Annotated in this window: 19 protein-coding genes and 3 pseudogenes; 11 read left to right on the forward strand and 11 right to left on the reverse strand. The window is 71.1% G+C overall.

The genetic code is table 11. The features are described from left to right. The first annotated feature begins 15 nt into the window (after window positions 1–15). Window positions 16–3,477: an error-prone DNA polymerase gene (locus BKA15_RS32275; RefSeq protein ID WP_179757738.1), complete on the forward strand. Its 3,462-nt coding sequence runs from the start codon at window positions 16–18 to the stop codon at window positions 3,475–3,477. Between the two features lie 111 nt (window positions 3,478–3,588). On the opposite strand, the pseudogene BKA15_RS36080 reads toward BKA15_RS32275, so the two are convergent. The 4 genes and pseudogenes from BKA15_RS36080 to BKA15_RS37440 form a co-directional block, all read right to left on the reverse strand. Further along, a pseudogene (locus BKA15_RS36080) lies at window positions 3,589–4,257 on the reverse strand (DUF998 domain-containing protein); the annotation flags it as partial. Between the two features lie 159 nt (window positions 4,258–4,416). Then, the gene (locus BKA15_RS32280) at window positions 4,417–5,166 is read right to left on the reverse strand and encodes a DUF998 domain-containing protein (RefSeq protein ID WP_179757739.1); all 750 of its coding nucleotides are present in this window, start codon (window positions 5,164–5,166) and stop codon (window positions 4,417–4,419) included. 100 nt (window positions 5,167–5,266) lie between these two features. Beyond that, window positions 5,267–5,578, reverse strand: a pseudogene (locus BKA15_RS32285) (hypothetical protein); the annotation flags it as partial. 28 nt (window positions 5,579–5,606) lie between these two features. Next, window positions 5,607–5,951: pseudogene (locus BKA15_RS37440) on the reverse strand (DUF998 domain-containing protein); the annotation flags it as partial. Between the two features lie 188 nt (window positions 5,952–6,139). Between BKA15_RS37440 and BKA15_RS32295 the strand changes: the two are divergent. The 5 genes from BKA15_RS32295 to BKA15_RS32315 all read left to right on the forward strand — a co-directional run bounded on the left by BKA15_RS32295 (window position 6,140) and on the right by BKA15_RS32315 (window position 10,047). Beyond that, a complete protein-coding gene (locus tag BKA15_RS32295) occupies window positions 6,140–7,210 on the forward strand; it encodes a LolA family protein (protein ID WP_179757741.1) in 1,071 nt (356 codons plus the stop codon). 7 nt (window positions 7,211–7,217) lie between these two features. Then, window positions 7,218–8,168 (forward strand): ABC transporter ATP-binding protein, encoded by a 951-nt coding sequence (locus BKA15_RS32300; protein WP_179757742.1) that lies wholly within the window; start codon window positions 7,218–7,220, stop codon window positions 8,166–8,168. After that, on the forward strand, window positions 8,155–9,027 hold the full coding sequence (locus BKA15_RS32305) for an ABC transporter permease (protein WP_179757743.1): 873 nt from the start codon (window positions 8,155–8,157) through the stop codon (window positions 9,025–9,027). The genes BKA15_RS32300 and BKA15_RS32305 overlap by 14 nt, the downstream gene beginning before the upstream one ends. Before the next feature lie 157 nt (window positions 9,028–9,184). Next, window positions 9,185–9,613 (forward strand): NUDIX hydrolase, encoded by a 429-nt coding sequence (locus BKA15_RS32310; protein WP_179757744.1) that lies wholly within the window; start codon window positions 9,185–9,187, stop codon window positions 9,611–9,613. A gap of 29 nt (window positions 9,614–9,642) precedes the next feature. Then, entirely contained in the window at window positions 9,643–10,047 is a 405-nt protein-coding gene (locus BKA15_RS32315) for an NUDIX hydrolase (RefSeq protein WP_179757745.1), read from the forward strand. A gap of 225 nt (window positions 10,048–10,272) precedes the next feature. Here the strand turns inward: BKA15_RS32315 and BKA15_RS32320 are convergent, their stop codons facing one another. Next, entirely contained in the window at window positions 10,273–11,883 is a 1,611-nt protein-coding gene (locus BKA15_RS32320; protein ID WP_179757746.1) for a DEAD/DEAH box helicase, read from the reverse strand. A gap of 130 nt (window positions 11,884–12,013) precedes the next feature. Here BKA15_RS32320 and BKA15_RS32325 point away from each other — a divergent pair, with 130 nt between their 5' ends. Then, window positions 12,014–12,694 carry a ferritin-like fold-containing protein gene (locus BKA15_RS32325; RefSeq protein ID WP_179757747.1) on the forward strand — a complete coding sequence of 227 codons (681 nt, stop codon included), beginning with the start codon at window positions 12,014–12,016 and terminating at the stop codon, window positions 12,692–12,694. Here the strand turns inward: BKA15_RS32325 and BKA15_RS32330 are convergent. Both BKA15_RS32330 and BKA15_RS32335 read right to left on the reverse strand, forming a co-directional pair. Continuing rightward, window positions 12,578–13,876, reverse strand: coding sequence for a sensor histidine kinase (locus BKA15_RS32330; protein ID WP_179757748.1), 1,299 nt, complete (start codon window positions 13,874–13,876; stop codon window positions 12,578–12,580). The two genes, BKA15_RS32325 and BKA15_RS32330, sit on opposite strands and share 117 nt — an antisense overlap. Window positions 13,877–13,881: 5 nt before the next feature. Beyond that, complete coding sequence (locus BKA15_RS32335; protein WP_179757749.1) at window positions 13,882–14,541, reverse strand: response regulator transcription factor; 660 nt, start codon at window positions 14,539–14,541, stop codon at window positions 13,882–13,884. A gap of 145 nt (window positions 14,542–14,686) precedes the next feature. Between BKA15_RS32335 and BKA15_RS32340 the strand changes: the two genes are divergently transcribed. From BKA15_RS32340 to BKA15_RS32355, 4 genes are read left to right on the forward strand one after another with little or no spacing between them, the layout of a single operon-like run. Then, a complete protein-coding gene (locus BKA15_RS32340) occupies window positions 14,687–15,679 on the forward strand; it encodes a hypothetical protein (protein WP_179757750.1) in 993 nt (330 codons plus the stop codon). 1 nt (window position 15,680) lies between these two features. Beyond that, entirely contained in the window at window positions 15,681–17,147 is a 1,467-nt protein-coding gene (locus tag BKA15_RS32345) for a peptidoglycan-binding protein (protein ID WP_179757751.1), read from the forward strand. Further along, the gene (locus BKA15_RS32350) at window positions 17,144–17,872 is read left to right on the forward strand and encodes an ABC transporter ATP-binding protein (RefSeq protein ID WP_179757752.1); all 729 of its coding nucleotides are present in this window, start codon (window positions 17,144–17,146) and stop codon (window positions 17,870–17,872) included. Before BKA15_RS32345 ends, BKA15_RS32350 begins: the two co-directional genes overlap by 4 nt. After that, window positions 17,869–19,086 (forward strand): ABC transporter permease, encoded by a 1,218-nt coding sequence (locus BKA15_RS32355; protein WP_179757753.1) that lies wholly within the window; start codon window positions 17,869–17,871, stop codon window positions 19,084–19,086. The genes BKA15_RS32350 and BKA15_RS32355 overlap by 4 nt, the downstream gene beginning before the upstream one ends. 962 nt (window positions 19,087–20,048) lie before the next feature. Here the strand turns inward: BKA15_RS32355 and BKA15_RS32360 are convergent. The 4 genes from BKA15_RS32360 to BKA15_RS32375 form a co-directional block, all read right to left on the reverse strand. Beyond that, entirely contained in the window at window positions 20,049–20,273 is a 225-nt protein-coding gene (locus BKA15_RS32360; protein WP_179757754.1) for a DUF3107 domain-containing protein, read from the reverse strand. Window positions 20,274–20,382: 109 nt separating this feature from the next. Further along, complete coding sequence (locus BKA15_RS32365) at window positions 20,383–21,204, reverse strand: double zinc ribbon and FHA domain-containing protein (RefSeq protein WP_179757755.1); 822 nt, start codon at window positions 21,202–21,204, stop codon at window positions 20,383–20,385. A 4-nt stretch (window positions 21,205–21,208) separates the two neighbouring features. Continuing rightward, window positions 21,209–22,486 carry a vWA domain-containing protein gene (locus tag BKA15_RS32370; RefSeq protein ID WP_179757756.1) on the reverse strand — a complete coding sequence of 426 codons (1,278 nt, stop codon included), beginning with the start codon at window positions 22,484–22,486 and terminating at the stop codon, window positions 21,209–21,211. A 126-nt stretch (window positions 22,487–22,612) separates the two neighbouring features. Further along, entirely contained in the window at window positions 22,613–23,719 is a 1,107-nt protein-coding gene (locus BKA15_RS32375) for a PP2C family protein-serine/threonine phosphatase (RefSeq protein WP_312879598.1), read from the reverse strand. Between the last annotated feature and the right edge of the window lie 31 nt (window positions 23,720–23,750).

Raw genomic sequence — 23,750 nt, forward strand, 5'->3', positions numbered from 1 at the left:
CGGAGGGGAGCCGCCATGGGCTGGCATAACCCGGACATCCCGTGGTCGGAACTGGAACGGCGGCTCTCCGGCCGGCCGGAGGCCCATCCCGGGGCGACGCCCGAGACCGACTCGGCGCCGGGCTGGAAGCAACGGAAGCCGCGCCGCCCGATCCGGGACGTCAAGCGGCCGGACGGCCCGGTGGTGCCGTACGCGGAGCTGCACTGCCACAGCAACTTCAGCTTCCTGGACGGTGCCTCCGAGCCGGAGGACCTGGTGGCGACGGCCGTCGCGCTCGGCCTGTCGGCGTTGGCGATCACCGACCACGACGGCTTCTACGCAGCACCCCGGATCGCCGAGGTGGCGGCCGAGTGCGAGCTGCGTACGGTCTACGGCGCGGAACTCTCGCTCGACCTGCCGGAGCAGCAGGTCGGCGTCGCCGATCCGGTCGGGTCGCACCTGGTGATGCTGGCCCGCGGCGTCGAGGGCTATCACCGGTTGTCCGCGGCGATGACCGAGGCCCACCTGCGGACGCCGGAGAAGGGCCGGCCGGTGCACCAGCTGGAGCAGTTGGCCGAGTTCGGCCGTGATCACTGGACGGTGCTGACCGGCTGCCGGAAGGGGCCGGTCCGGCGGGCGCTGGCGGCCGGCGGCGAGTCGGCGGCGGCCGCGGAGCTGGACCGGCTGGTCGCTCTGTTCGGCGCCGACAACGTCGTCGTGGAACTGTTCGACCATGATCAACCGGACGACTCCTTGATCAACGACCGGCTGGCCGGGCTCGCCGATGATCATGGTCTGCCGGTGGTGGCGACCAACAACGTGCACTACGCGACTCCCGACGACTACCGGTTGGCGACGGCGATGGCGGCGGTCCGGGCCCGGCGCGACCTGGCCGCGATGGACGGCTGGCTGCCGCCGCCGACGGCCTTCCTCAGGTCCGGCGAGGAGATGATCACGAAGTTCCGGCGCCATCCCGAGGCGGTACGGCAGTCGGTCCGGATCGCGGCCGAGTGCGGCTTCGACCTGAGCCTGGCCAAGCCGAAGCTGCCGAAGCTGGCGATGGTGGAGCCCGGCCACACGCCGACCAGCTGGCTCCGGCAGCTGACCCGGCTCGGTGCCGACAAGTTCTACCGGGGCAACCGGGAGGAGGCGGAGGAACGGCTGCAGCGCGAGCTGGCGGTGATCGAGAGCAAGGGCTTCGAGGGTTACTTCCTGATCGTGCACGACATGGTGGAGTACGCCCGGGAGCGGGGGATTCTCTGCCAGGGCAGGGGATCGGCGGCCAACTCGGTGGTCTGCTACGTGCTCGAGATCACCGCCGTCGACCCGATCAAGTTCGGGCTGCCGTTCGAGCGGTTCCTGTCCGCGACCCGGGACGAGGAGCCCGACATCGACGTCGACTTCGACGCCGCCCGCCGGGAGGAGGTGATCCAGGAGGTCTACCGCCGCTACGGCCGGCGCAACGCCGCCCAGGTGGCCAACGTGATCAGCTACCGGCCGCGGTCAGCGATCCGGGACGCCGCCAAGGCGCTCGGCTTCTCCACCGGCCAGCAGGACGCCTGGTCCAAGCAGCAGGACAGCTGGGCCGCGATCGGGTCCGCCGATGATCATGACATCCCCAAGCCGGTGATCGACCTGGCCCTGCAGTTCCTGGGCGGCCCGCGGCACCTCGGCATCCACTCCGGCGGGATGGTGCTGACCGATCGGCCGATCTCCGAGGTGTGCCCGATCGAGCCGGCCCGGATGGAGAACCGCACCGTGCTGCAGTGGGACAAGGACGGCTGCGCGACGATGGGCCTGGTCAAGTTCGACTTCCTCGGCCTGGGCATCCTGAACGCGATCCAGCACACGCTGACCGTGGTCGCCGAGCAGCTCGGCGAGACCTGGACCCTGGCCACCCTGCCGAAGGAGGAGGCCGGGGTGTACGACATGCTCTGCCGGGCCGACTCGGTCGGCGTCTTCCAGGTGGAGAGCCGAGCCCAGATCGGCACCCTGCCCCGGCTGCAGCCACGGAAGTTCTACGACCTGGTGATCGAGGTCGCGCTGATCCGTCCCGGCCCGATCCAGGGCGGCGCCGTGCACCCGTACCTGCGGCGGAAGATGGGTGCCGAGCCGGTGACCTATCCGCACCCGTTGCTGGAGCCGGTGCTGAAACGGACCCTCGGTGTGCCGCTGTTCCAGGAGCAGCTGATGCAGATCGCGGTGGCCGTCGGCGGCTGTACGGGTGACGACGCCGACCTGCTCCGCCGCGCGATGGGTTCCAGCCGCGGCACCGAGAAGATCGAACGGCTGCGCGACAAGCTGTATCAGGGGATGGCCCGCAACGGCATCGAGGGTGCGCTGGCCGACGACATCTACGCCCGGATCCAGGCGTTCGCCAACTTCGGGTTCGCCGAGTCGCACGCGATCAGCTTCGCGCTGCTGGTCTACGCCTCGTCCTGGCTGAAACTGCACTATCCGGGGGCGTTCCTGATCGGGCTGCTCCGGGCCCAGCCGATGGGCTTCTACTCGGTCCAGTCGCTGACCGCCGACGCCCGCCGGCACGGGGTCCGGGTGCTCCGGCCCGACATCGTCCGGTCCGGCGTCGACTCCGACCTCGAACCGCTCGAGGAGGGGAATCGCGAGGCGTCGTTCCCTGAGCTTGTCGAAGGACCAGGCCCGGTGCACCCGCTCCGCTCGACCGGCGATCCGCGCTGCCTCGACGAGCACCAGCCGCCGGTCGAGAAGTTCGACCCGGACTCACCGGACCGGACCGCCGAGCATCGCCGGGACGGCCGGTTCGCCGTCCGGCTCGGCTTCACCGACGTGCACGGGATCGGAGAAGAGGTCGCCGAGCGGCTGGTCGCGGCCCGGGCCGAGCGTCCGTACACCTCGATGAACGACGTCATCCGCCGGGCCGGGCTGACCACCGCCCAGGCCGAGGTGCTGGCTACCGCGGGCGCCTTCGACAGCTTCGGCCTGAGCCGGCGGCAGGCCCTGTGGAACGCCGGGTACGCCGACAGCGCCGAGCAGCTGCCGGGCTCGGCGATCGACGCGGCGCCGCCGACGCTGCCGGGGATGAGCGCGGCCGAGCTCACGCTGGCCGATCTGTGGGCGACCCGGATCTCGCCCGATGATCATCCGCTGGACCATCTCCGGGAACTGCTGGACGGTCACGACGTCCTGCCGGTCGCGGCCCTCGGCGCGGCGTACGACCGGCGCCGGGTCAGGGTGGCCGGCCTGGTCACCCACCGGCAGCGGCCGGGCACCGCGAAGGGGGTCACCTTCCTCAATCTCGAGGACGAGACCGGGATGCTCAACGTGGTCTGTTCAGCGTCCCTGTGGTCCCGCTATCGGCGGCCGGCGCGGGGCAGCAACAGCCTGGTCATCCGCGGCGTGATCGAGCACACGTCGGGCGTCACCAATCTGGTCGCGGACCGGATCGAAACGCTCGCCAACGTGCTCGGTGAGCTCGGCGCGATGATCCCGGCTCGCCATAGCTCCCGCGACTTTCATTAGCGGACCCGTCACTAGGCCGCCGTTGGCGCTGATCAACCGTTCCTCGGCGGCAGCGGCGGCGGCGTTCAGCTCGGCCGCGGTCTGATTGCCGAACGCGAACCCGAGCAGGATCAGGTTCTGGATCAGGACGCCGAAGCCGATCCGTTCGAACAACCCGAAGGCCGGCAGCCCGGTCCCGGTGATCAAGAACATCGCGAAATGCACCACCAGGGCGGCCAGCACCCCGTACAGCAGCCAACTGGCGACCGTGGTCAGCTTGCCGGGATAGCCGGCCAGCACCACGGCCGGGGCGGAGCGGGCCAGCACCAGTCCGGCTGCCGGCAGCGCCAGCAGCGCCCAGCCGGCTCCGATCCGGTGGATCATCGAGCTGACCGTCGGGCTGACGGCTTCCGGAAGGTCCGTCGGCAGTACGCCGGAGATGAACAGACCGACGGCGAAGCTGATCAACAGGCCGACCACCCAGCGCAGCCGACCGCGCAGCTCCGGCCACAGCTTGGCCGCCCGGTGCACCCGGTGGGCCAGGATGACGCCGCACCCGGCCAGCAGCGAGGCGCTGAACCACACCATGAGGTAGCCGCCGGGGATCCAGACGTAGTCGCTGACCGGTGCGAACACGGGGTTGATCGTCGCCGCTCCGGTCAGATGAGCGATCACCATGGGCGGGATGGCCAGCAGTGCACCGACCGTCACCCAGGTCTGGGTCCGCAGCGATGATTGCGAGAACTTCGACCGCGACTGCTTCGACCGGGCCGAGCGAGAAGCCTTCGACGCGTTCGACATGAGCCTCAGCTACGACCCCTTTCCGGTCCACCCGGACGTTCAGCCACTGGAGACCCCGGACAGGATATCGTCGAGCGGCGCACGCGCGCCGCTCCTCGTTCCGTATGTCGCGACAACCCTGGTGGTCGTCACGCTCCCCGGCAGCACACCTGGGTCAACTCAGGCCGCCTCGACGCTATTCCGGTCCGCGCCGCCGAGCACCGGTACGGCCTCGCGCGCGGGCACCCTGATCGCCGCCGGCGGCGCCACCGTGGTGGCCGGTCGCAGTGCCACGGCCAGCAGGATCAGGTAGCCGATCAGGAACGCGAATCCGATCCGCTCCAGCAGGCCGAAGGCCGGCAGCCCCGACCCGGCCAGGGCCAGCGGCAGGTGGATCGACAGGAAGATCAGCACCGCACCGAGCAGGCCGATCGCCAGCCCGACCAGGGACCGGGCGTGCCCGGCCCGGCACCAGCCGGAGGTACGGGCGACTAGGACGCCGGCCAGCGGCAGCGCCAGGAAGGACCAGGCCGCCCCGATTCGGTGGATGATCGCGGAGAGGGTCGCGGCCCCGGCGGCGCTGCCCGGCGGGTCGGTCGGGAACAGCCCGACCAAGATCAGGGCGACGGCGAAGCTGATCAACAAGCCGGCGGCGGCCAGCGGACCGCGGGCCCGGGCGCTGCCGTACCGGCGGATCAGGTCGGCCGCGATGACCAGCCCGCAGCCGGCCAGCAGCAGCGAGCCGAGCAGCACCATCGGGTAGCCGCCCGGTACGAAGACGTAGTGGCTGATCGGCGCGACGACCGGGTTCAGGCCGGTCCCGGTCACGTGCAGGACGGCCATCGGGACCAGCGAGATCAGCGACAGCGTCGCCACCACCGAGGGGGTCGCCGAGGTCGGGGCAGGCCTTGCGGAGCGGGTGATCGGCATGATCAACAGCGTTCCGGAATTCGCCGTCGCGATCGATCAGGCAGCCACCCGAACCGGACCTCGGGTTAACCCCACCCGCGACGTGGTGCGGACCGGATGATCATGGAACGGGTACGGCGACCCGGGCCGGGCTGCGCAGCACGACGGCGAGCAGGATCAGGTAGCCGATCATGAAACCGAACGCGATCCGTTCGACCAGGCCGAGGGCCGGGATCCCCTCCGCGCCGACGGCGAGCAGCGGGAGCTGGACCGACCCGAAGAGCAGCACGCCGCCAAGCAGGGCCGCGGCGAGCCGGGTCAGGGCGGCACCGCCGGCGGCGCCCAGCAGGCGCGGTGCCCGGGCCAGCACCAGACCGGCCAGCGGCAGCGAGAAGAAGGCCCAGCCGACGGCGACGCGGTGCACCAGTTCCCGGTTCGAGACGACGGTGGCTGCCGGCCGGGTCCGTCGGCACCACGCCGACCACGATCAGCGAGACGGCGAAGCTGGCCAGCAGGACCGCGCCGAACTGCTGCTGCCGGCTGTCCGCGTCGCGGAGCAGATCAGCCGCGATCACCGCGCCGCAGCCGGCCAGCAGCCAGGCCCCGAGCAGCACCATCGGGTAGCCGCCCGGCAGATGGACGTACTGGCTGATCGGGGCGGACAGCGGGTCGAGACTCGTACCGGAGAACTGGCCGGCCAGCACCGGCAGCGGCGACAGCATCGCCAGCGTGATCACGACGGCCGGCGGGACCCAGTTCGAGAGGGTCCGCGTGGCCTGGTGTTCCGGTCCGAGAGGGTTCGGCATGCGTCAAGAGTGACCGATGCCGCCGATCCGGCGGAATCGGGCAGACCGCCGAATCGACAGTCGGGCTGTCCCTAGCGCTCGGCGGAGTGGCTTGCGGGCCGCTCGCGTAGCACCGTGGTGTGACGCTCCCCACGGAGTTCACCCGCTGGGGGGTGGAACGGACGCCGATCCGGAACAACAATGGGCGCATGCGTGCATTCCAGTCCCGCCCCCGTCTGCGGTGGATCATCCCGGTGGCCGCGGCCACGGCCCTGGTGGCCGGCAGCCTGGTCGCCGGTACGGCAGTCGCCGAGCCGTCGCTGCCCGAACGGTCCGCCGAGCAACTCGTCGCCGAGGTCGCCCAGGCCCGGCCGACCCAGTTCTCCGGGACGGCGGAGACTCGCGCCGAACTCGGCCTGCCGGCCCTGCCGGGCAGCCGCCGCGGCAGCGACTTCGAGGCGCTGCTGGCCGGCACCAACACGGTGCGGGTCTGGGCCGGAACCGAGGACCAGAGCCGGGTCGCCGTGCACGGAACGTTCGGCGAGTCCGATCTGATCCGCAACGGCTCCGACGTGTGGCTCTGGAACAGCCAGGAGAAGACGGCGATCCACCGCACGGTGCCGGACCGGGGCGAACGGCACTCCGACGAGCCGGAGCTCACGCCGCAGCAGCTCGCGGCCCAGGCCATCGCGGCCATCGAACCGACCACCGAGGTCAGCGTCGCACGCAACGTGACCATCGCCGGCCGGGCCGCGTACGAACTGGTCCTGCAGCCCAAGGACGACCGGTCGCTGATCGAGCAGGTCCGGATCGCCGTGGACGGCGAGCGGTTCCTGCCGCTCCGGGTCCAGGTGTTCGGCGAGGGCGCTGCGGAGCCGTCCGTCGAGGCGGCGTTCACCGAGATCTCCTTCACCGCGCCCGACCCGAGCGTCTTCGAGTTCACCCCGCCACCCGGCACCGACGTCAAGCGCGAAGGGACCGACCGGGGCGAGAAGCCGGCCCGCCCGGACAAGAACGCGAAGCCGGACCGGGGCTCGAAGGACGCTGGTGAGCCGAACGTGATCGGCAAGGGCTGGACCGCGGTTTACCTGGCCGATGGCGGCGACGCCGGCACGATCACCGACAACGCGACCCTCGAGGCGCTGCCGCGGGTGTCCGGCGCCTGGGGCAGCGGCCGGCTGTTCAGCTCCCGGCTGGTCTCGGCGGTGATCGCCGACGACGGCCGGGTCGCCGCCGGCGCGGTGCGGCCGGAACTGCTCTACGACGCGCTCGGCCGATGACCGGCCGGTGACCGATCCGATCGTCACGTCGGGCCTGACCAAACGCTTCGGACGGCAGGTGGCCGTCGACGCCATCGACCTGGTGGTGCCGGCCGGCTCGACGTACGGCTTCCTGGGTCCGAACGGCTCCGGCAAGACCACCACCATCCGGATGCTGCTGGACCTGATCCGGCCCAGCGCGGGCAGCCACGAGATGTTCGGCCTGCCCATGCCGGCCTCGACCCGGGCCGTGCTGCCGCGGGTCGGCGCCCTGGTCGAGGGGCCGGCCTTCCATCCGTACCTCTCCGGGCGGGCCAACCTGAACCGGCTGGACGCCGCCGACCGCGCGGCCGATCCGCGGACCAGCGGCCGCCGGGTCGACTCCGCCCTGGACCGGGTCGGCCTGCTCAGCGCCGCCGGCAAGAACTTCCGGGCCTACTCGCTCGGCATGCGGCAACGGCTCGCGCTGGCCGCGGCGCTGTTGATGCCGCGGGACCTGTTGGTGCTGGACGAGCCGACGAACGGGCTCGATCCACAGGGCACCCGGGAGGTGCGGCACCTGATCGCCGGCCTGGCCGCCGAGGGCGTGACCGTGCTGGTCTCGTCCCATCTGCTGTCCGAGGTGCAGCAGCTCTGCACCCACGTCGGGGTGATGAACAACGGCCGGCTGATCGCCCAGGGTCTGACCGGCGACCTCGGCTCGGCGGCGGTACGGACGGTCCGGGTCGAGACCGACCGGCCGGCCGAGGCGGCCGCGGTGCTGGACCGGCTCGGCCTGCGCCGGGTGCGCACCGACGCGGCGGCCGTGCGCGCGGAACTGGACGGGCCGGAGCCGGACTCGACCGCGGTGCCCGTACGGGAGATCGTGCCGGCCCTGGTCGCGGCCGACGTGCCGGTGCTCGGGTTCGCCGTCGACGCGCCGAGCCTGGAGGACGTGTACGTCGAGCTGACCGGGGAGGGCTTCGATGTCAGCGGCTGAGGCGGTGCAGGGGGAGCGGGCCGAGCAACTCGAGGCCGGCGGCCGGTTCCGGCTGCCGGGGCGGCTGCTCGGTTCCGAGCTGCGGCTGATCTTCACCCGCCGGCGCAACATCGCCGGGATGGCGGTGCTGGCCGCGGTCCCGATCCTGCTCGCCGTGTCGGTCAAGGTCTGGGGCGGCGACGGCGGCGGCCCGGACTTCATCTCCTCGATCACGCAGAGCGGCCTGTTCGTCGCCCTGGCGGCGCTGGCCATCGAGCTGCCGCTGTTCCTGCCGCTGGCGGTCGCGACGATCGCCGGCGACTCCATCGCCGGCGAGGCCAACCTCGGCACCCTGCGCTACCTGCTCACCGTGCCGGTCGGCCGGACCCGGCTGCTCTTGATCAAATACGCCTCGATCGTGATCTTCGCGCTGGCCGCCACCCTGCTCGTCGCCGCCGTCGGCGTGCTGATCGGCGTGATCTTGTTCGGCACCGGTCCCATGATCACCTTCTCCGGCACTCAACTCGGCTTCGCCGCGGGCCTGGGCCGGTTGTTGATCATCATCGGCTATCTCGCCGCCGGCTTCGCCGCCCTGGGAGCGATCGGGCTGTTCGTCTCGGTGCTCACCGAGCAGCCGATCGCCGCAACCGTCGCCACGGTGTTGATCAACGTCGTGATGTTCGTCTGCGACACCATCCCGCAACTGGACTGGCTCCACCCCTGGCTGCTCACCCACTGGTGGACCGCCTTCGGCGACCTGCTCCGAGACCCGATGGCCTTCGACTCCGTCGGCCGCGGCCTGCTCACCGCCGCCGGCTACGCCCTGGTCTTCTGGCTCGCCGCCTGGGCCCGCTTCTCCGGCAAGGACGTCTCCTCCTAATTCCGCCGACCAGTCACCAAAGCAGCGGTTTTGTCGGCGTGTCGCTGCAGAACTGACCGGTCGGCGAGCGGGGGTAGGGCTCCCTGAGGACGGCCCGGATGGTCCGGAGCCGAAGAAAGACGGCCGTTGCGGTACGGATTCCGGGCAGGATGGCGTCATGACCTCGGGACAGCTGGATCAGACGGCGGCGAAGCACAGCGGTGTGGAGAAGGTCGGCTGGGTACACATCGTCGACCGGCGGTTGCTGGTCGGCCGCAACCAGGGGCGGACGTTGTTCTACCTGCCGGGCGGCGCCCGCGAGGACGGGGAGTCGGACCTGCAGACCCTGGCCCGCGAGGTGGCCGAGGAACTCGGCGCGACGATCCGGCTCGAGTCGGCCAGCCATGTCGGGACCTACGTGGTGTTCCGCGACGGCCGCGACGACCTGATCACCTTCATCGCGTACACCGCCGAGCACGAGGGCGACCTCGCCCCGCACAGCGAGGTGGAGGAGTTGGCCTGGGTGACGTCCGCCGACGGCGACCGGGTGACCGAGGCCGAACGCGAACTGATGGCGACCCTCGTCGCGCGAGGCCTGATCGACTGAAGTCGGCGCCGGTGGGGGAGGATCGGGCGATGACTCCGAAGCACAGCGGTGTGGAGAAGGTGGCCGGGGTGCACATTGTCGACCGGCGACTGCTGGTCGGCCGGAACCGGGGGCGGGCGCTGTTCTACCTGCCCGGCGGAGCCCGTGAGCCGGGCGAGTCGGACCTGCAGACGCTGGCTCGTGAGGTGACCGAGGAACTGGGCGTGACGATCCGGCCGGACACGGTGAGCCACGTCGGCACGTATCTGCCGTTCCGGGACGGCCGGGACGACCTGCTGACCTACATCGCCTACACGGCGCGCCACGACGGCGAGATCGCGCCGCACAGCGAGGTCGAGGAGATCGCCTGGGTCACCACCGCTGACGGCGACCGGGTCACCGGCGCGGTCCGCGAGGTGATGGGGACCCTCGTGGAGCGTGACCTGATCGACTGACCAGCCGCTGCGACAGCACGGTCGGAAATCGGTACCGGGATTCAGGTGCGCTCACCCGTCTCCCGGTGGACCTGCACCGCCTCGCTCCTCGGACCGGCCGCCCGCTGCCGCCGTACGTCAGAACCGATCAGTCACTTCTGCAGCGACACGCCGTCCCTTCGACAAGCTCAGGACAGGCACCACCGCTGCTGTTGTGACCGGTCGGCGGGGATGGAGGGAGGGGTGTCAGGACTCGCTGTCGCTGGCGGTCGCTTCGACCGGCTCGCCGTTGCGCAGCCGGCGCCGCGTCCGGGACCGGCGCGGGCGGTCCGCCGCCGGGCTCCGCTCCCGCCGCCGCTCGCTGCGATCGCCGCGGTCGCCACGCTCGGAACGATCGCCGCGCTCCGAACGGTCCCCGCGCTCCGAGCGGTCGGACCGCTCCGAGCGATCGGAACGTTCCGAGCGGGCGGGCCGGTCGTCGTCCTTGGGCGGCCCGACCCGACCCTTGACCGACCGGTCGATGCCGAGGTCGTGGAAGAGGTGATCGGAGGTCGAGTACGTCTCCTGCGGCTGCTCGAACGGCAGCCCAAGGGCGTTGTTGATCACCTTCCAGCGGGTCTGGTCGGCCCAGTCCACGAAGGTGATCGCGACCCCGGTCGCCCCGGCCCGGCCGGTCCGGCCGATCCGGTGGATGTAGGTCTTCTCGTCGTCCGGGCACTCGTAGTTGATCACGTGGCTGACGCCCTCGACGTCGATCCCGCGGGCCGCGACATCGGTCGCCACCAGGACGTCGACGCCGCCGCCGCGGAACTGCTTGAGCGCCTTCTCGCGGGCGATCTGGGAAAGATCGCCGTGGATCGGGCGAGCGGAGAAGCCGCGGTCGACGAGGTCGTCCGCGATCCGCTGCGCGCTGCGCTTGGTCCGGCTGAAGATCATCACCCGGTTGCGGCTCTCGGCCTGCAGGATCCGGGCCACCACCTCCGGCTTGTCCAGATCGTGCGCCTGGTAGACGAACTGGGCCGTGGTCGGGACCGTAGCCTCCTCGCCGCTCGCCTCGGCCCGGATGTTCACCGGGTGCCGCAGGTGCCGGCGGGCCAGGTTGACGATCGCGCTCGGCATGGTCGCCGAGAACAGCATCGTCTGGCGCAGTTCGGGGGTCTTGGACAGGATCCGCTCGACGTCGGGCAGGAAGCCCAGGTCGAGCATCTCGTCGGCCTCGTCCAGCACCATCACCTTGATGTGACTCAGGTCGAGCACCCGCCGGTCCACCAGGTCCAGCAGCCGCCCGGGCGTACCGACCACGATCTCGACGCCCTCGGACAGCGCGGCGAACTGCGGTTCGTACGCGACACCGCCGTACACCGTGCAGATGCGCACCTTGCGGCTGGTCGAGGCGGTCGTCAGATCCTTGGCGACCTGGCCCGCGAGCTCGCGGGTCGGCGCCACGACCAGGCCCTGCGGCGCGCCGGGCTTGGCCAGTTCCTCGAAGTCGCGCTCGTCGGGCGCGACGACGCGCTGCAGCATCGTGATGCCGAACGCGAGGGTCTTCCCGGTGCCGGTGCGGGCCTGACCGATCAGGTCGGACCCGGTCAGGGCGATCGGCAGCGCCATCGCCTGGATCGGGAAGGGATGGGTGATGCCGACCTTGCCCAGGGCCTCGGTGATGGCCGGCATCACGCCGAGGTCGGCGAAGGTCTGCTCGGCGATCGGTTCTGGGTGGTCGGTCTGCGGTCCGCCGGACGGTGTTGTTCCGGTCTGGGGCGCGTTCTCCGCTAGCGTCTCGTTCGTCAGGATCTTCCCTTTGTCAGTCTGCGATTTCGTGTAAGTCTTCGTGGTACGGCGGTCCGGCAGCAGCATCGGGGAGCCTCTCGGCTCCGGCGCACGATGTCGCCGGTACGGCAGGGCGCACAAACCCCGCACCAGGTGGCATTGTAACCCGCCCACCTAGCGAACCCGCGAATCCGGCGCGACCGGGCAGACTACTGCCATGACCGCCGCCGTACCGTCCGACCCGGAATATCTCGCCGGGGCCGTCGACCTGCTGGGTGTGCTGGGGTACGGCGCGCTGACGGCGTTCGAGCGGCTGGCCGAGGACGCGCGGACCGCGCCGACGCTCGCGGACAAGGTGGAGATCGCCCAGCTCGCGGCTCGGCAGATGGACCACTTCGACCGGGTCGCGGTCCGGCTGACCGACCTCGGCAGCGACGTGATGACGGCGATGCGGCCGTTCCACGCCCCGTTCGACGCGTTCCACGCCCACACGGCGCCGAAGGACTGGCTGGAGGGCCTGCTCAAGACGTACGTGGGCGACGGGTTCGCCGCGGACTTCTACCGCGAGGTGGCCGCCTTCGTCGACGCGGACACCCGGGCCCTGGTCAACGAGGTGCTGGCCAACGAACTGCAGGCCGAGTACGTGGTGACCCGCGTGACGGAAGCGATCCGGGCCGACCGGCGGGTGGCCGGCCGGCTGGCGCTGTGGGGCCGCCGGCTGGTCGGCGAGGCGCTGAGCCAGGCGCAGCGGGTGGCCGCCGACCGGGACGCGCTGACCAGCCTATTGACCGGCACGGTCGATCGCCCCGGCCTTGATCTGGCGGCGATCAGCCGGATGTTCACCCGGCTGGTCGAGCGGCACACGGCCCGGATGGCGCGGCTCGGCCTGCAGGCCTGACCCCTTCGGCTGCGGTGCCGGCCCGGCTCCGGCGGGAAGTTTCAGGACCGCGATCAGGCCGCCGCCGCTGCGGGCTGCCAGCTCGAGCGTCCCGCCGTGCCGGGCGACGATCGAGTTGACGATGGACAGCCCCAACCCGACATTGCGGCCGGCCCGGCCGCGGGCCGCGGCCAGCCTGGTCTCCGTACCGCGGTAGAACGGTTCCCGCAGCAGTTCGACGGTGTGCCCGGCGAGCAGGACGCCGGTGTTTTCGATCTTGAGTTCGACGGTGTCGCCGACCCGCGCGGCGTCGATCCAGACTGTCCCGCCGTCGGCGTTGTGCGTGATCGCGTTGTCGATCAGGTTGCTCACCGCCTGGCCGAGCATGGTCTGGTTGGCCTCGACGACCAGCCCGGCCGGCTGCCGGTTGATCATGGTCACGCCGGCCCGCTCGGCCTGCTCGGCCAGGTCGAACACCGCGTCGTCGACGATCGCCGACAGATCCTCCGGCTCGACCTTGATCGCCACGTCGTCGGTCCGGGTCAGCGCCAGCAAGGCGTTGATCAACCGCTCGCTCTGCCGGCCGGCCTTCAGCGCGGTCCGTACCGAACCCTCCATGGTGGCCGGCACCCGGCCCTGCGCGAGTGGGATCTCCAGCGCGGTCCGGCTGACCGTGAGCGGGGTCCGCAGCTCGTGCGAGGCGTTCGCGACGAACCGCTGCTGGGCGGTGAACGCCGCCTCCAGCCGGTCCAGCATCGCGTCGAACGTGTCGCCCAGTTCCTTGATCTCGTCCCGGGGTCCGGGCAGCGACAGCCGGCGGTGCAGGTCCCGGGTGGACAGGTCCCGCGCCATCGTCGTCACCTCGGTGATCCGGCCGACGGCCCGCCCCGCCAGCAGGTACGACAGCGCCGCGGAAAGCGCCGTGCACCCGATCAGCGCCAGCACCGACCAGGGCATCAATCCGCCCAGCACCGTGTTCGCCAGCTCGGACTCGACCGCGAGCCGGCTGGTCGTCTGGAAGGACTGGGTTTCGTACGGATCGGCCGGGTAGACCTGCGTCGGCGCGGACTGCCCGGCGACCGCGAGCGAGACGCGGAACAGCTGGGTGATGATCACGTACTCGATGCCGAGCAGCAGCAGGCCGGTCAGGGCGACCAGGCCGGTGATCATGATCGTCAAGCGGGTACGGAAGCGCAGGCCCATGATCATCATCCCATCCGGTAGCCGAGCCCGGACTCGGTGATGATCACCGAGGGCTCGCCGAGTTTGCGGCGCAGTGCGTGCACCACGACCTTGACCACGCTGCGGGACCGTTCGCCGTCGTCGGTCCAGACCTGGTCCAGCAGCTCGGCCGGCGTGACCACACCACCGGCCGACTCCAGCAGCACCTGCAGCACGCCGAGCTCCTTCGGGGTCAGCCGGAGCGGCTTGCCGTCCCGCTCGGCCAGCCGGCGGGCCGGGTCCAACCGGACCCCGGAGTGTTCCAGGATCGCCGCGGCGACCGAGCCGCCGCCGCGCCGGCCGAGGGCGCGGATCCGGGCCAGCAGTTCCAGGTAGGCGAACGGCTTGGCCAGGTAGTCGTCGGCCCCCAGGTCGAGTCCGGTGACCCGGTCCGACAACGTACCGGCGGCGGTCAGCATGAGGATCCGGGCCGGATGACCGATCGCGGCCAGGGCCCGGCAGACGGCGTCGCCGGAGAGGGCCGGCAGGTCCCGGTCCAGCAGCACGACGTCGACATCATGATCACCGAGGAAGGTCAGCGCGGCGTCGCCGTCGTGCACCGCGTCGACGGTGAAGCCCTCGCCGCGCAGCCCGGTCGTCAGCGTCTCGGCGAGGTCGGTCTCGTCCTCGACGATCAGGATCCGCATCCGCGCCGTCCCCTTTCCTCGGAAGCGTTCCCAGGATGCCACCGGCCCGGTTAGCCCGGGGTTAGCTGCGGCCGAACCGCCGCCTAACCGGCCCACGGATAGACCTGGTCGCACCGAACCGACACGAACGATCGAGGAGATCACCATGAAGGTCACGCACCTGGCCCGAGCGGCTGTCGCGGCGTGCGCGCTGGCGCTCGTCGCCGCCTGCTCCGGGCCCACCTCAAGCCCGGATCCGGGCGGGGATCCGACCAGTCGCCCCCTGGATGCGTACCTCAATCCTCCGGTGGACCAGCAGAAGTCGATGGCCGATCAGCAGAAGATCGAGGAGGCCGTGGCCCGCTGCATGAAGGACCAGGGCTTCGACTACACGCCGCGGCCCGCGGTGGAACAGCCCGACGAGCCGATGGGGCCGAACCTGACCGATCGCGGGTGGGTCGAGAAGTACGGCTACGGCATCAGCACCCGTGACGAACAGCCGATGGAGGAACAGGACGATCCGAACATGGACCGGCTGGACAAGATGACCGAGAAGCAGCGCGAGGCGTACCTGAAGGCGCTGCACGGCAAGGGCGGTGGCATGTCCCGCACGGTCGGCGGCGGCGGGATGCCGATGGGGCAGCCGGGGGAGGACTCGGGCTGTTACGGCAAGGCGCAGCAGGAGGTCTTCCCGGACGCGAAGCCGATCGACTTCGAGGAGTTCCAGGGCCTGTTCGAGGCGATGGCGAAGCTGGACGATCAGGTCCAGTCCGATCCACGGATCACGCCGCTGGTGGCCGACTGGGCCGGCTGCCTGGCCGGCGCCGGGTTCGGCGGCTTCAGCAAGATCAACGAGCCGGAGCAGTCGATCCAGAAGAAGTGGGCCGACCTGAACGGCTGGAAGTACCAGGAGGGCGAGAACGGCGGCGGCTCGGTGACCATGGCGCGGCCGGCTCAGGGCGAGGCGAAGGCACCCGACCCGGAGAAGGTGGCCGAGCTGCGGGCCGCGGAGATCAAGTTGGCGCTGGCCGATGTCGACTGCCGCAAGGACTACACAGGGACGTACGAGAACGTACGGCGGGAACTCGAGCAGCGGTTCATCGAGGAACACCGCGCCGAGCTGGAGCGGTACCGCGACCTGATCAACCAGGGGCGGTGACGTGTCGGCACGACGACTCGTCGCCGCGGTGTCGCTGACCGCGGTGCTGGCCGCCGGCGGTGGCTTCGTTGCGGCGCAGTTCCTCAAGTCGCCGGCCGATCGGGCGGCGGAGCTGGCGCCGCCGTCGGCCGGACCGGTCACCGTCCCGGTGATCAAGGGACCGCTGACGTCGACCGTGGTGACGCGCGGCGACGTCGGGTTCAACGACACGACCAAGATCACGATCGCGCCGGGCAGCGGGGGAGCGGGCGTGATCACCGGCAAGGTGCCCAAGGTCGGCACCATGATCGACGAGGGCATGGTGATCTTGGAGGTGTCCGGGCGGCCGGTGATCGCACTGGCCGGCTCGACCCCGAACTACCGGACCTTGCAGCCGGGCAGCGAAGGCGCGGACGTCAAGCAGTTGCAGCGGGCCCTGGAGCGGCTCGGCTACGACCCGGGTGAGGCCGACGGGACGTACGACAGCGACACCGCCGACGCGGTGGCCGAGCTCTATCGTGATCTTGGTTACGAGCCGCCGGAGCCGGCCGGTGACAAGGCCGCTGCCGAGAAGTCGGCCAAGGAACGGCTGGCGTCGGCGAAGGCCAAACTGACCTCGGCGAAGAAGACGTTCGCGGAGATCAAGAAGGGCCCGAAGCGCTCCGAGCGGCTGTCCGCCGAGGGCCAGGTCGACCAGGCCCGGGCCCAACTGGCGAAGGCGAAGCAGCAGCAGCCCAAGGACGAGGCCGCGATCGACGCCGCGGAGAACCAGCTGGCGATCGCCAAGGCCCAGTTGAAGGAGATGCTGGCGAAGTATGAGGGCGACGCGGAACGGGAAGCGGTGGACCAGGCCGAGGAGGACGTCGAGGACGCCGAGGAGGATCTGGCCGAGGCGGCGGCCGCGGCCGCGACACCGCTGCCGCAGAGCGAGGTCGTGGTGCTGCCCAAGCTGCCGCGCCGGGCCGACGAAGTCTCGGCCAAGCTCGGTGCCGCCGTCTCCGGTTCGGTGATGACCGTCGCGGGCACCGAGCCGAGGGTGGTGGCCGCCGTGACCGCGGCCGAGGCTGAGCTGCTGAAGAAGGGCATGAAGGCGACCCTGGAACTTCCCGACGGTACGGAGATCCCGGCGAAGATCACCAAGATCGAGGACGGCGACGAGCACGGCCGGAAGATCACGTTGGCCCCGGACAAGATCACGGCGAAGCAGGCGGCCGACCTGCGCGGCGCCAACGTGAAGGTCACCGTGTCGGTCGGCAACAGCGACGGGGAGGTCCTGTCGGTGCCGTCGGCGGCGCTGTTCTCGACGGCCGATGGGGCGACCCAGGTGGAGGTGCAGACCGCCGAGGGCGGCACCCGGATGCAGCCGGTCCGGACCGGCCTGACCGCCGACGGGCAGACCGAGGTGCACCCGGTCGGAGCCGACGGCAAGGATGTCGAGGAGGGGCCGGACACGCTGACCGAGGGCAGTCTGGTGGTGGTCGGCCGATGATCATCGCTGCGCCGGAGCGGGAGATCCCTGCGCCGGAACGGGAGATCGTGGTCGAGCTGGACGGACTCACCCGATCCTTTCCGGGTTCGCCCGAGGTGCACGCGGTCCGCGGCGTCGACTTGATCATCCGCTCCGGCGAGTACGTCTCGATCGTCGGCCCGTCCGGCTCCGGGAAGTCGACCCTGCTGCATCTGCTCGGGCTGCTCGATCTGCCGAGCGGAGGAACGTACCGGCTGGACGGCGAGGACGTGTCGGCGCTGCCGGAGCGGCGTCGTTCAGCGGTCCGGGGGAGCCGGATCGGCTTCGTCTTCCAGGCCTTCCACCTGCTGCCGAGCCGGACCGTGCTGGACAACGTGATGCTGTCGATGCTCTATCAGGGCGTACCGCGGCGGCAGCGGCGGGAGCGGGCCGTGGAGGCACTCGACCGGGTCGGGCTGGACCACCGGCGCGAGTTCACCCCGCGCACGCTGTCCGGCGGGGAGCGGCAGCGGGTGGCGATCGCCCGGGCGCTGGCCGGCCGGCCGTCGCTGCTGCTCGCCGACGAGCCGACCGGCAACCTGGACCGGGCCAACGCGTCCGGCGTCCTGGAACTGTTCGACGACCTGCACGCCGACGGGCTCACTCTGGCCGTGATCACCCACGACGACCAGGTCAGCCGGCGGGCCGACCGCCGGGTCCGGATGATCGACGGCCGACTGGAACCGGTCCTGGAGGAGCGCTCATGAAGTCCATGATCAGACCGGGAGACCTGCTGGACGAGGCGATCCTCGGCATCGGGTCGCGGCCGGCCCGGCTACTGCTGACCATGATCGGCACCGTGATCGGGATCGGCGCGCTGGTGGCCACGATCGGCCTCGGCCAGACCGCCGGCGGGCAGATCGCCGAGAAGTTCGACGCGGCGGCGGCGACCCGGGTGGTGGTCCGGCCGGCCGACAGCGGCTTCGGGATGGCCGACGGCTCGGCGCCGCAGCTGGCCGCCGATGTCGCCGAGCGGATCGCCCGGCTGGCCGGGGTGGTCGCGGCCGGCACGATCAGCGAGGTCGACATCGGTGATCAGACCGTAAGCGGCGTACTGCTCAATGACCCGGCCGGTTCCGAGCAGATCGATCTCGACGTGTACGCCACCAGCGCCGACCTGCTGCGCGCGGCGGGTGGCTCGATCTCCGTCGGTCGCTCCTTCGACGCCGGCCATGACCGGCGGGCCGATCCGGTGGTGGTGCTCGGGTCCCGGGCCGCGGAACGGCTCGGCATCACCCGGGTCGACCAGCGCCCGGTGATCTTCATCGGTGATCATCCGTACTCGGTGATCGGGATCGTCGGCGATGCCGGCAGCCGGCCGGAACTGTTGGACTCGGTGATCATTCCGTACCAGGTGGCGGTCGACCGCTACGGGCTGGACGCTCCGGAGCAGGTCGAGGTCAAGACCGTACTCGGCGCGGCGCAGCAGGTGGCCGGGCAGGCCGCCATCGCGGCGTCGCCGAACGATCCGACCCAGGTCCGGGTGACCGCGCCGCCCCCGCCGGGCAGCCTGGGCTCCGACGTCCAGGCCGACCTGAACACGCTGCTGCTCGCCTTCGGGGCCGTAGCCCTGGTCGTCGGCGGCATCGGCATCGCCAACGTGACCCTGCTGTCGGTGATGGAACGGTCGGGCGAGATCGGCCTGCGCCGGGCCCTCGGCGCCCGGCGCAGGCACATCGCCGCCCAGTTCCTCGCCGAGAGCGGCCTGCTCGGCGGCGTCGGCGGCCTGATCGGCACCGCCTTCTCGATCCTGGTGATCTTGGTCGTCTCGCTGGCCCAGCAGTGGACCCCGGTCCTGCACCCGGCCCTCCCCGTCCTGGCGCCGATCCTCGGCGCGGTGATCGGCCTCGCCGCCGGCGCCTATCCGGCCCTCAAGGCGGCGGCCATCGAACCCATGGCCGCCCTCCGCCAAGCCGAATAACCTTCCGCCGACCGGGCACAAAAGCAGCCGTGGCGCCTGTCCTGAGCTTGTCGAAGGGGGCGGCGTGTCGCTGCACTTGTGCCCGGTCGATTCGGGGATGGGTGGTGATCGGGAGGCGGGCAGGCTGCGGAGGAACGGCGGACAGGAGGCGGAGGAGCGAGCGGGCGGTCGGCCCGGGAGCTGTGGATGGGGGTCGTGCGGAGTGCGGCCGGCACTGCACTGGAGGTTTCGTCGCGAAGGGTTCGGGACGCAGTCGGGGTTCGGGCGGGAACGGTAAGGCGTCGATGAGACGGCCGTCGGGTCAGGCCGGGCGGTCGGGGTGAGCCGGGCGTCGGGGTGCAGGCAATCGGGCGAGCAGGGTCGGGTGCAGCGGGGTGGGGTGTGCAGGGGTCGGGGTGTGCAGGGGTCGGGTGTGCATGGGATCGGGAGAGTACGGGGTCGAGTGCAGCGGCGCGGGGTCGGGATGAGGAGGGCGTTGGGGGTGTGACGAGGATCGGGCCGAGAAGACGCCGGCAGGGAGCAGAATCGGGTGAGGCAGGGCGACGGTCGTCACGTTGTCGGTGAGACCGGCCCGGAATCGGTTCGGCGTGGAAGAGACTCGGGACGCGATGCGTGGGCGGGGAGGATCGCTACGGATCAGTTGTCAGGCTTAGCCGGAAGACCGGATCGTCAAGGACCGAATCGCCGACATCGATGCCGCCAATGAGATCGAGTTGCGACTTAACGACGTCCCGCCACGACTTTCGCGTCGATATCTCACCACTCGACGAAACCGCAGCCCTCGTTCGATCGGCGCACACGGTTGCGCTGCTCCCGCTCGGTGTCCGCGCGGCTGCCGGGCTCGTACCCGGAGAATCACCCCACCCCGCTTCACGATCGACCGGGCACAACAGCAGCGTCACGCCGTCAAAAGCGCTGCTTTTGTGACCGGTCGGCGGAGTTTCTTGGGGGTGGGACCGGGGTTAGACGGCGCCGAAGCCTACGGGGCGGGCGTTCTCCTCGCCGAGGTCGAGGTAGCCGACGGCGGCGGCGGGGATGAGGACCTTGCGGCCGTACGTGTCGGTGAGGGTGAGCAGGCCGTCGTCGCTCAGGGCCTTGGTGAAGGCTTCCGCGACGTCGTCGGCCGACGCGTTCGTGTCCACCACGATCTCCCGCGTGACCTGCTTGATGCCGACCTTGATCTCCACGCTTCCTCCTGAACCCTCTGCCAGACACTGCCCGGGTGGGACACCGTACCGTCAACGGTGCCACAGTTGATCACCGCGTCGGGAGCCTGTTCGCCGAAGGCGGAGTACGTCAGCCGGCGGTCTTCTCGTCCTCGGTCGCCTCGCGGATCACGATCCGGGTCCAGGCGCCGAGGTAGATCCGGTCGTCGCTGTCCAGTTCGTGCTTCGGTCCGACCGGGATCGGCTGCTCCGGCAGCGGGCCGCTGGCCGAACCGACGAACGTCCCGTTGCTGGAGTCGAGGTCCTCGACCCACCAGCGCGTGCCGTCGGTGGTCAGCTGGGACTGCCGGCGGCTGACGCCGGTGTCGTTCTCGCAGGGCAGGTCGGGATGGATGTTCCGGCTCCGCGAAGTACGGCCGATCAAGATCGACTTCGCGCGCAGCGGTACGATCTCGGGCGGTCCGGCGGAGGGGAGCGGGTCCGGGCTCTGCTGGGCCGCGTACCAGTCCGGGTCGATCCAGACCTCGGCGACCCAGTCGAACGATCCCGCGGCCTGTTGATCATCCGGCCCGGCCGGACCGGTCGACGCCGTACCGCCTTGATCACCGAGCCCGGCTTGATCATCGCCGTCACCCGAGCCGCCCTCGCCGCTCTCGCCACCGGTGCCGCCGGAGTCGCCCGGCTCGGCGGTCCGCGGCATGGTGCCGGTGGTGAAGTCGTACCCGCACGCCTCGCAGAACAAGGCCTCCGGCGGGTTCGGCACCGAGCAGTTCGGGCATTCCACCTCCGTGGCCGGGGCCGACGTACCGCTCGCCGGCGTGCCCGAGGACGCCGCCGGCTGGGCCGGTGCCGGGGTGGCCTCGGCTCCGCCGGACGCGACGATCGGCGCGCCACAGACGTCGCAGTAGTCGTCGGAGGTGGAGACGTGCCCGTCCGGGCAGGTGACAGTCATGGAATCAGCCCTTGATCCTGGTCGTCTTGGTGGAGGCGGTGTCCAGCGCCATCTCGTCGGCCTTGTCCACCGACCGCTTCAACCGGACGGTACCGGTCTCCACGTCGTCGATGTCGACGACCTTCCGCAGCCGCGAGGTCGCCTCGTCGTTCCCGGTCTGCGCGGCCAGCTGGACCGCCCGGCCGAGCTTCGCGGTCGCCGTCGCGTCGTCGCCGGCGGCCTTCGCCTCCAGCCCGACCTTGATCGCGTCGGCCAGCTCGGTCTGCCCGGTGTAGTGGGCGACCGCCGGGTCGATCCGGGTGGTCAGCGCGTCGTCGTTGGACCAGCGCGCCTTGACCAGGCCCTGCGCCACGACCTCGTCGCCGAGCGCCAGCTGCACCCGCGCCGCCAGCTGCTCCTGGCCGACCGCCTTCGCGGCGAGCCGGATCCCGACGTGGTAGTCGCGGGACTCGTCGCCCCACGCCCCGGTCGGGTACGCCCCCGTCAGCGGATTCACGTCGGTCCGGCGGTGGGTCAGGTCCTCCAGCTGCGGCGACACCTGCCGGACGAACTGCACCTGCGCACCCTGCGGCGACCAGACCCGCAGCTGCGCGTCGGCCACGCCGCGGCCCATCGCCGCCTGCATCAGCTCGGCGAACACGTCGGCCATCTGCTCCGGCTGCGGGATGATGTCGACGGTGCCGAGCAGGGCCTGCGCGATCCGGCGCACCTCGGCGACCTGCCAGTCGATCCCGACGCCGCGGCAATCGCACTGGAACTTGCCGGTCACGTTGTGGATGGCCGCGGTCAGCTGCTCCGGCAGCTCGTTGTGGTTCTCGCCGTCGGTGAGCAGGATGGCGTGCTTCTGGGCCAGCCCGGGCACCGAGTCGAACAGCCGCCCGGCCAGGGTCAGCCAGGTCCCCATGGCGGTGCCGCCCTCGGAGGTGAAGTCGCCCACCGCCTGGTGCGCCGCCGCTCGCGTACCGGCATCCATCTGGACCATGCCGGCGCCGGTCCGCACCGGCGGGTACGCCAGGTAGGCCTGATGGTTCCCGGCCACCACCGCGAACCAGGTCCCGTCGATGATCTGGTCGATCGCGGCGGCCGCGGCGACCTTGGCCGCGTTCATGTTGGTCGTCCCCATCGACCCGGACGTGTCGACGATGATGATCTCGCCCGCCGCGCCGCCGCTCTGCCCGGCCTGGCCCGCGCCGGTGCAGGTGACGGTGACGATCGCGTTCACGTCGGTGCCGCCGTCGGGCAGGAATTCGTTCTGGTACACAGCGGCGGAAAACTCAGCCATCAGGCTCCCCATCGTCGGTTGAGTGGTCGGTCTCACAGTATGCCGTCCCGCCGGCTCCGGTGGCCGCAAGCCCCTTCGACGGGATCAGGCCCTTCGACAAGCTCAGGGATCGGATCAAGATCAAGATCAAGCGGTACGGCGAGCGAGGGCGACGGTGATGTTGTCCTTGCCGCCCTGTTCGTTGGCCCAGGCGACCAGCGCCTCGGCCAGCGGCAACGGCTCGGTGATCGCCAGCTCGCCGACCAGCTTCTGCAGGTCGGTCGCCTCGGACGCGTAGTTCCACAGCCCGTCCGAGCAGACCAGCACCCAGCCCGGGCCGGTGACGGTCACCTTGGCGGTGCGCGGCATCACGTCCGGCGAGTCGCGGCCGAACCACTTCGTGATCGCGTGCGCCTGCGGCCCGTTCTCGGCCTGCTCCCGCGGCACCCCCATGTCGATCCGGGCCTGGGCCACCGAGTCGTCGACGCTCAGCTGCTGCGGTTCACCGTGCCCAAGATCAGGAATCCAGTAGGCCCGGCTGTCGCCGACGTTGCCGACCATGATCAGATCCGGTTCCACGACGGCCGCGACGAACGTGCAGGACGGCGTGTTGATCGGTTCGGTCGGTTCCGGTGCGGCGCCGTCCTCCGTACCGCCCTGCTCGGCGGCACGCGCCTTGGCCTCGGCCTCCAGCTCCGCCGACGCGTCCAGCACGGCGGCGTTGGCCTGGACCGCGGCCGCCTGCAGGGCCTGGGTCAGGGCCGCGGCCCGGCTCTCCAGCGTCCCCATCCCGGCGGCGCGATGGGCCTCCAGGACGTCCCGCGCCGCCCGCGCCGCGGCCAGGCTGGCCACGTCGGAGTTGGGCGAGGTCGACACGCCGTCGCAGACCACGAGGACGGCCCGCGAGCCCGGCTCCGGGTCGGCGGCGATCGCCGAGGCGTCCTCGTTGCGGTGGTGCCGGATCCCGCGGTCGCAGACGGCCGCGACCCACGGCGCCGGCTGCTCGGTGTAATGATCACGTTCCCGCGGCGCCTTCGTACCGCAGGTCTGGCAGTAGTCGTCGGCGCCGATCTCACCGCCGCATTCCTTGCAGGTACGGGGCGGGGCGACGACGGGCTCGTCGGTCTGCTCGGCCCGGATCGACCGGGACAGCGTGATCGGCAGTTCCTCCCCGGAGTCGCCGGCCTCGGCGGGCGCCGCGGTCGGGCTCAGTTCGGCCCCGCACACCTCGCAGTACGAGGCATCGGCGGGCACCTCGGCTCGGCAGTCGGGATTGGGACAGGTC

The sequence above is a fragment of the Microlunatus parietis genome, from assembly GCF_013407955.1.
Lineage (GTDB): Bacteria > Actinomycetota > Actinomycetes > Propionibacteriales > Propionibacteriaceae > Microlunatus > Microlunatus parietis.

Bases quoted from the DNA above. Each gene is read 5' to 3' on its own strand.
- BKA15_RS32295 (WP_179757741.1), top strand. From the start codon at position 6,140: ATGCGTGCATTCCAGTCCCGCCCCCGTCTGCGGTGGATCATCCCGGTG.
- BKA15_RS32330 (WP_179757748.1), bottom strand. From the start codon at position 13,876: ATGGGCCTGCGCTTCCGTACCCGCTTGACGATCATGATCACCGGCCTG.
- BKA15_RS32350 (WP_179757752.1), top strand. From the start codon at position 17,144: ATGATCATCGCTGCGCCGGAGCGGGAGATCCCTGCGCCGGAACGGGAG.
- BKA15_RS32325 (WP_179757747.1), top strand. From the start codon at position 12,014: ATGACCGCCGCCGTACCGTCCGACCCGGAATATCTCGCCGGGGCCGTC.
- BKA15_RS32315 (WP_179757745.1), top strand. From the start codon at position 9,643: ATGACTCCGAAGCACAGCGGTGTGGAGAAGGTGGCCGGGGTGCACATT.
- BKA15_RS32370 (WP_179757756.1), bottom strand. From the start codon at position 22,486: ATGGCTGAGTTTTCCGCCGCTGTGTACCAGAACGAATTCCTGCCCGAC.
- BKA15_RS32305 (WP_179757743.1), top strand. From the start codon at position 8,155: ATGTCAGCGGCTGAGGCGGTGCAGGGGGAGCGGGCCGAGCAACTCGAG.
- BKA15_RS32280 (WP_179757739.1), bottom strand. From the start codon at position 5,166: ATGCCGATCACCCGCTCCGCAAGGCCTGCCCCGACCTCGGCGACCCCC.
- BKA15_RS32355 (WP_179757753.1), top strand. From the start codon at position 17,869: ATGAAGTCCATGATCAGACCGGGAGACCTGCTGGACGAGGCGATCCTC.
- BKA15_RS32310 (WP_179757744.1), top strand. From the start codon at position 9,185: ATGACCTCGGGACAGCTGGATCAGACGGCGGCGAAGCACAGCGGTGTG.
- BKA15_RS32320 (WP_179757746.1), bottom strand. From the start codon at position 11,883: ATGCTGCTGCCGGACCGCCGTACCACGAAGACTTACACGAAATCGCAG.
- BKA15_RS32335 (WP_179757749.1), bottom strand. From the start codon at position 14,541: ATGCGGATCCTGATCGTCGAGGACGAGACCGACCTCGCCGAGACGCTG.
- BKA15_RS32365 (WP_179757755.1), bottom strand. From the start codon at position 21,204: ATGACTGTCACCTGCCCGGACGGGCACGTCTCCACCTCCGACGACTAC.
- BKA15_RS32275 (WP_179757738.1), top strand. From the start codon at position 16: ATGGGCTGGCATAACCCGGACATCCCGTGGTCGGAACTGGAACGGCGG.
- BKA15_RS32340 (WP_179757750.1), top strand. From the start codon at position 14,687: ATGAAGGTCACGCACCTGGCCCGAGCGGCTGTCGCGGCGTGCGCGCTG.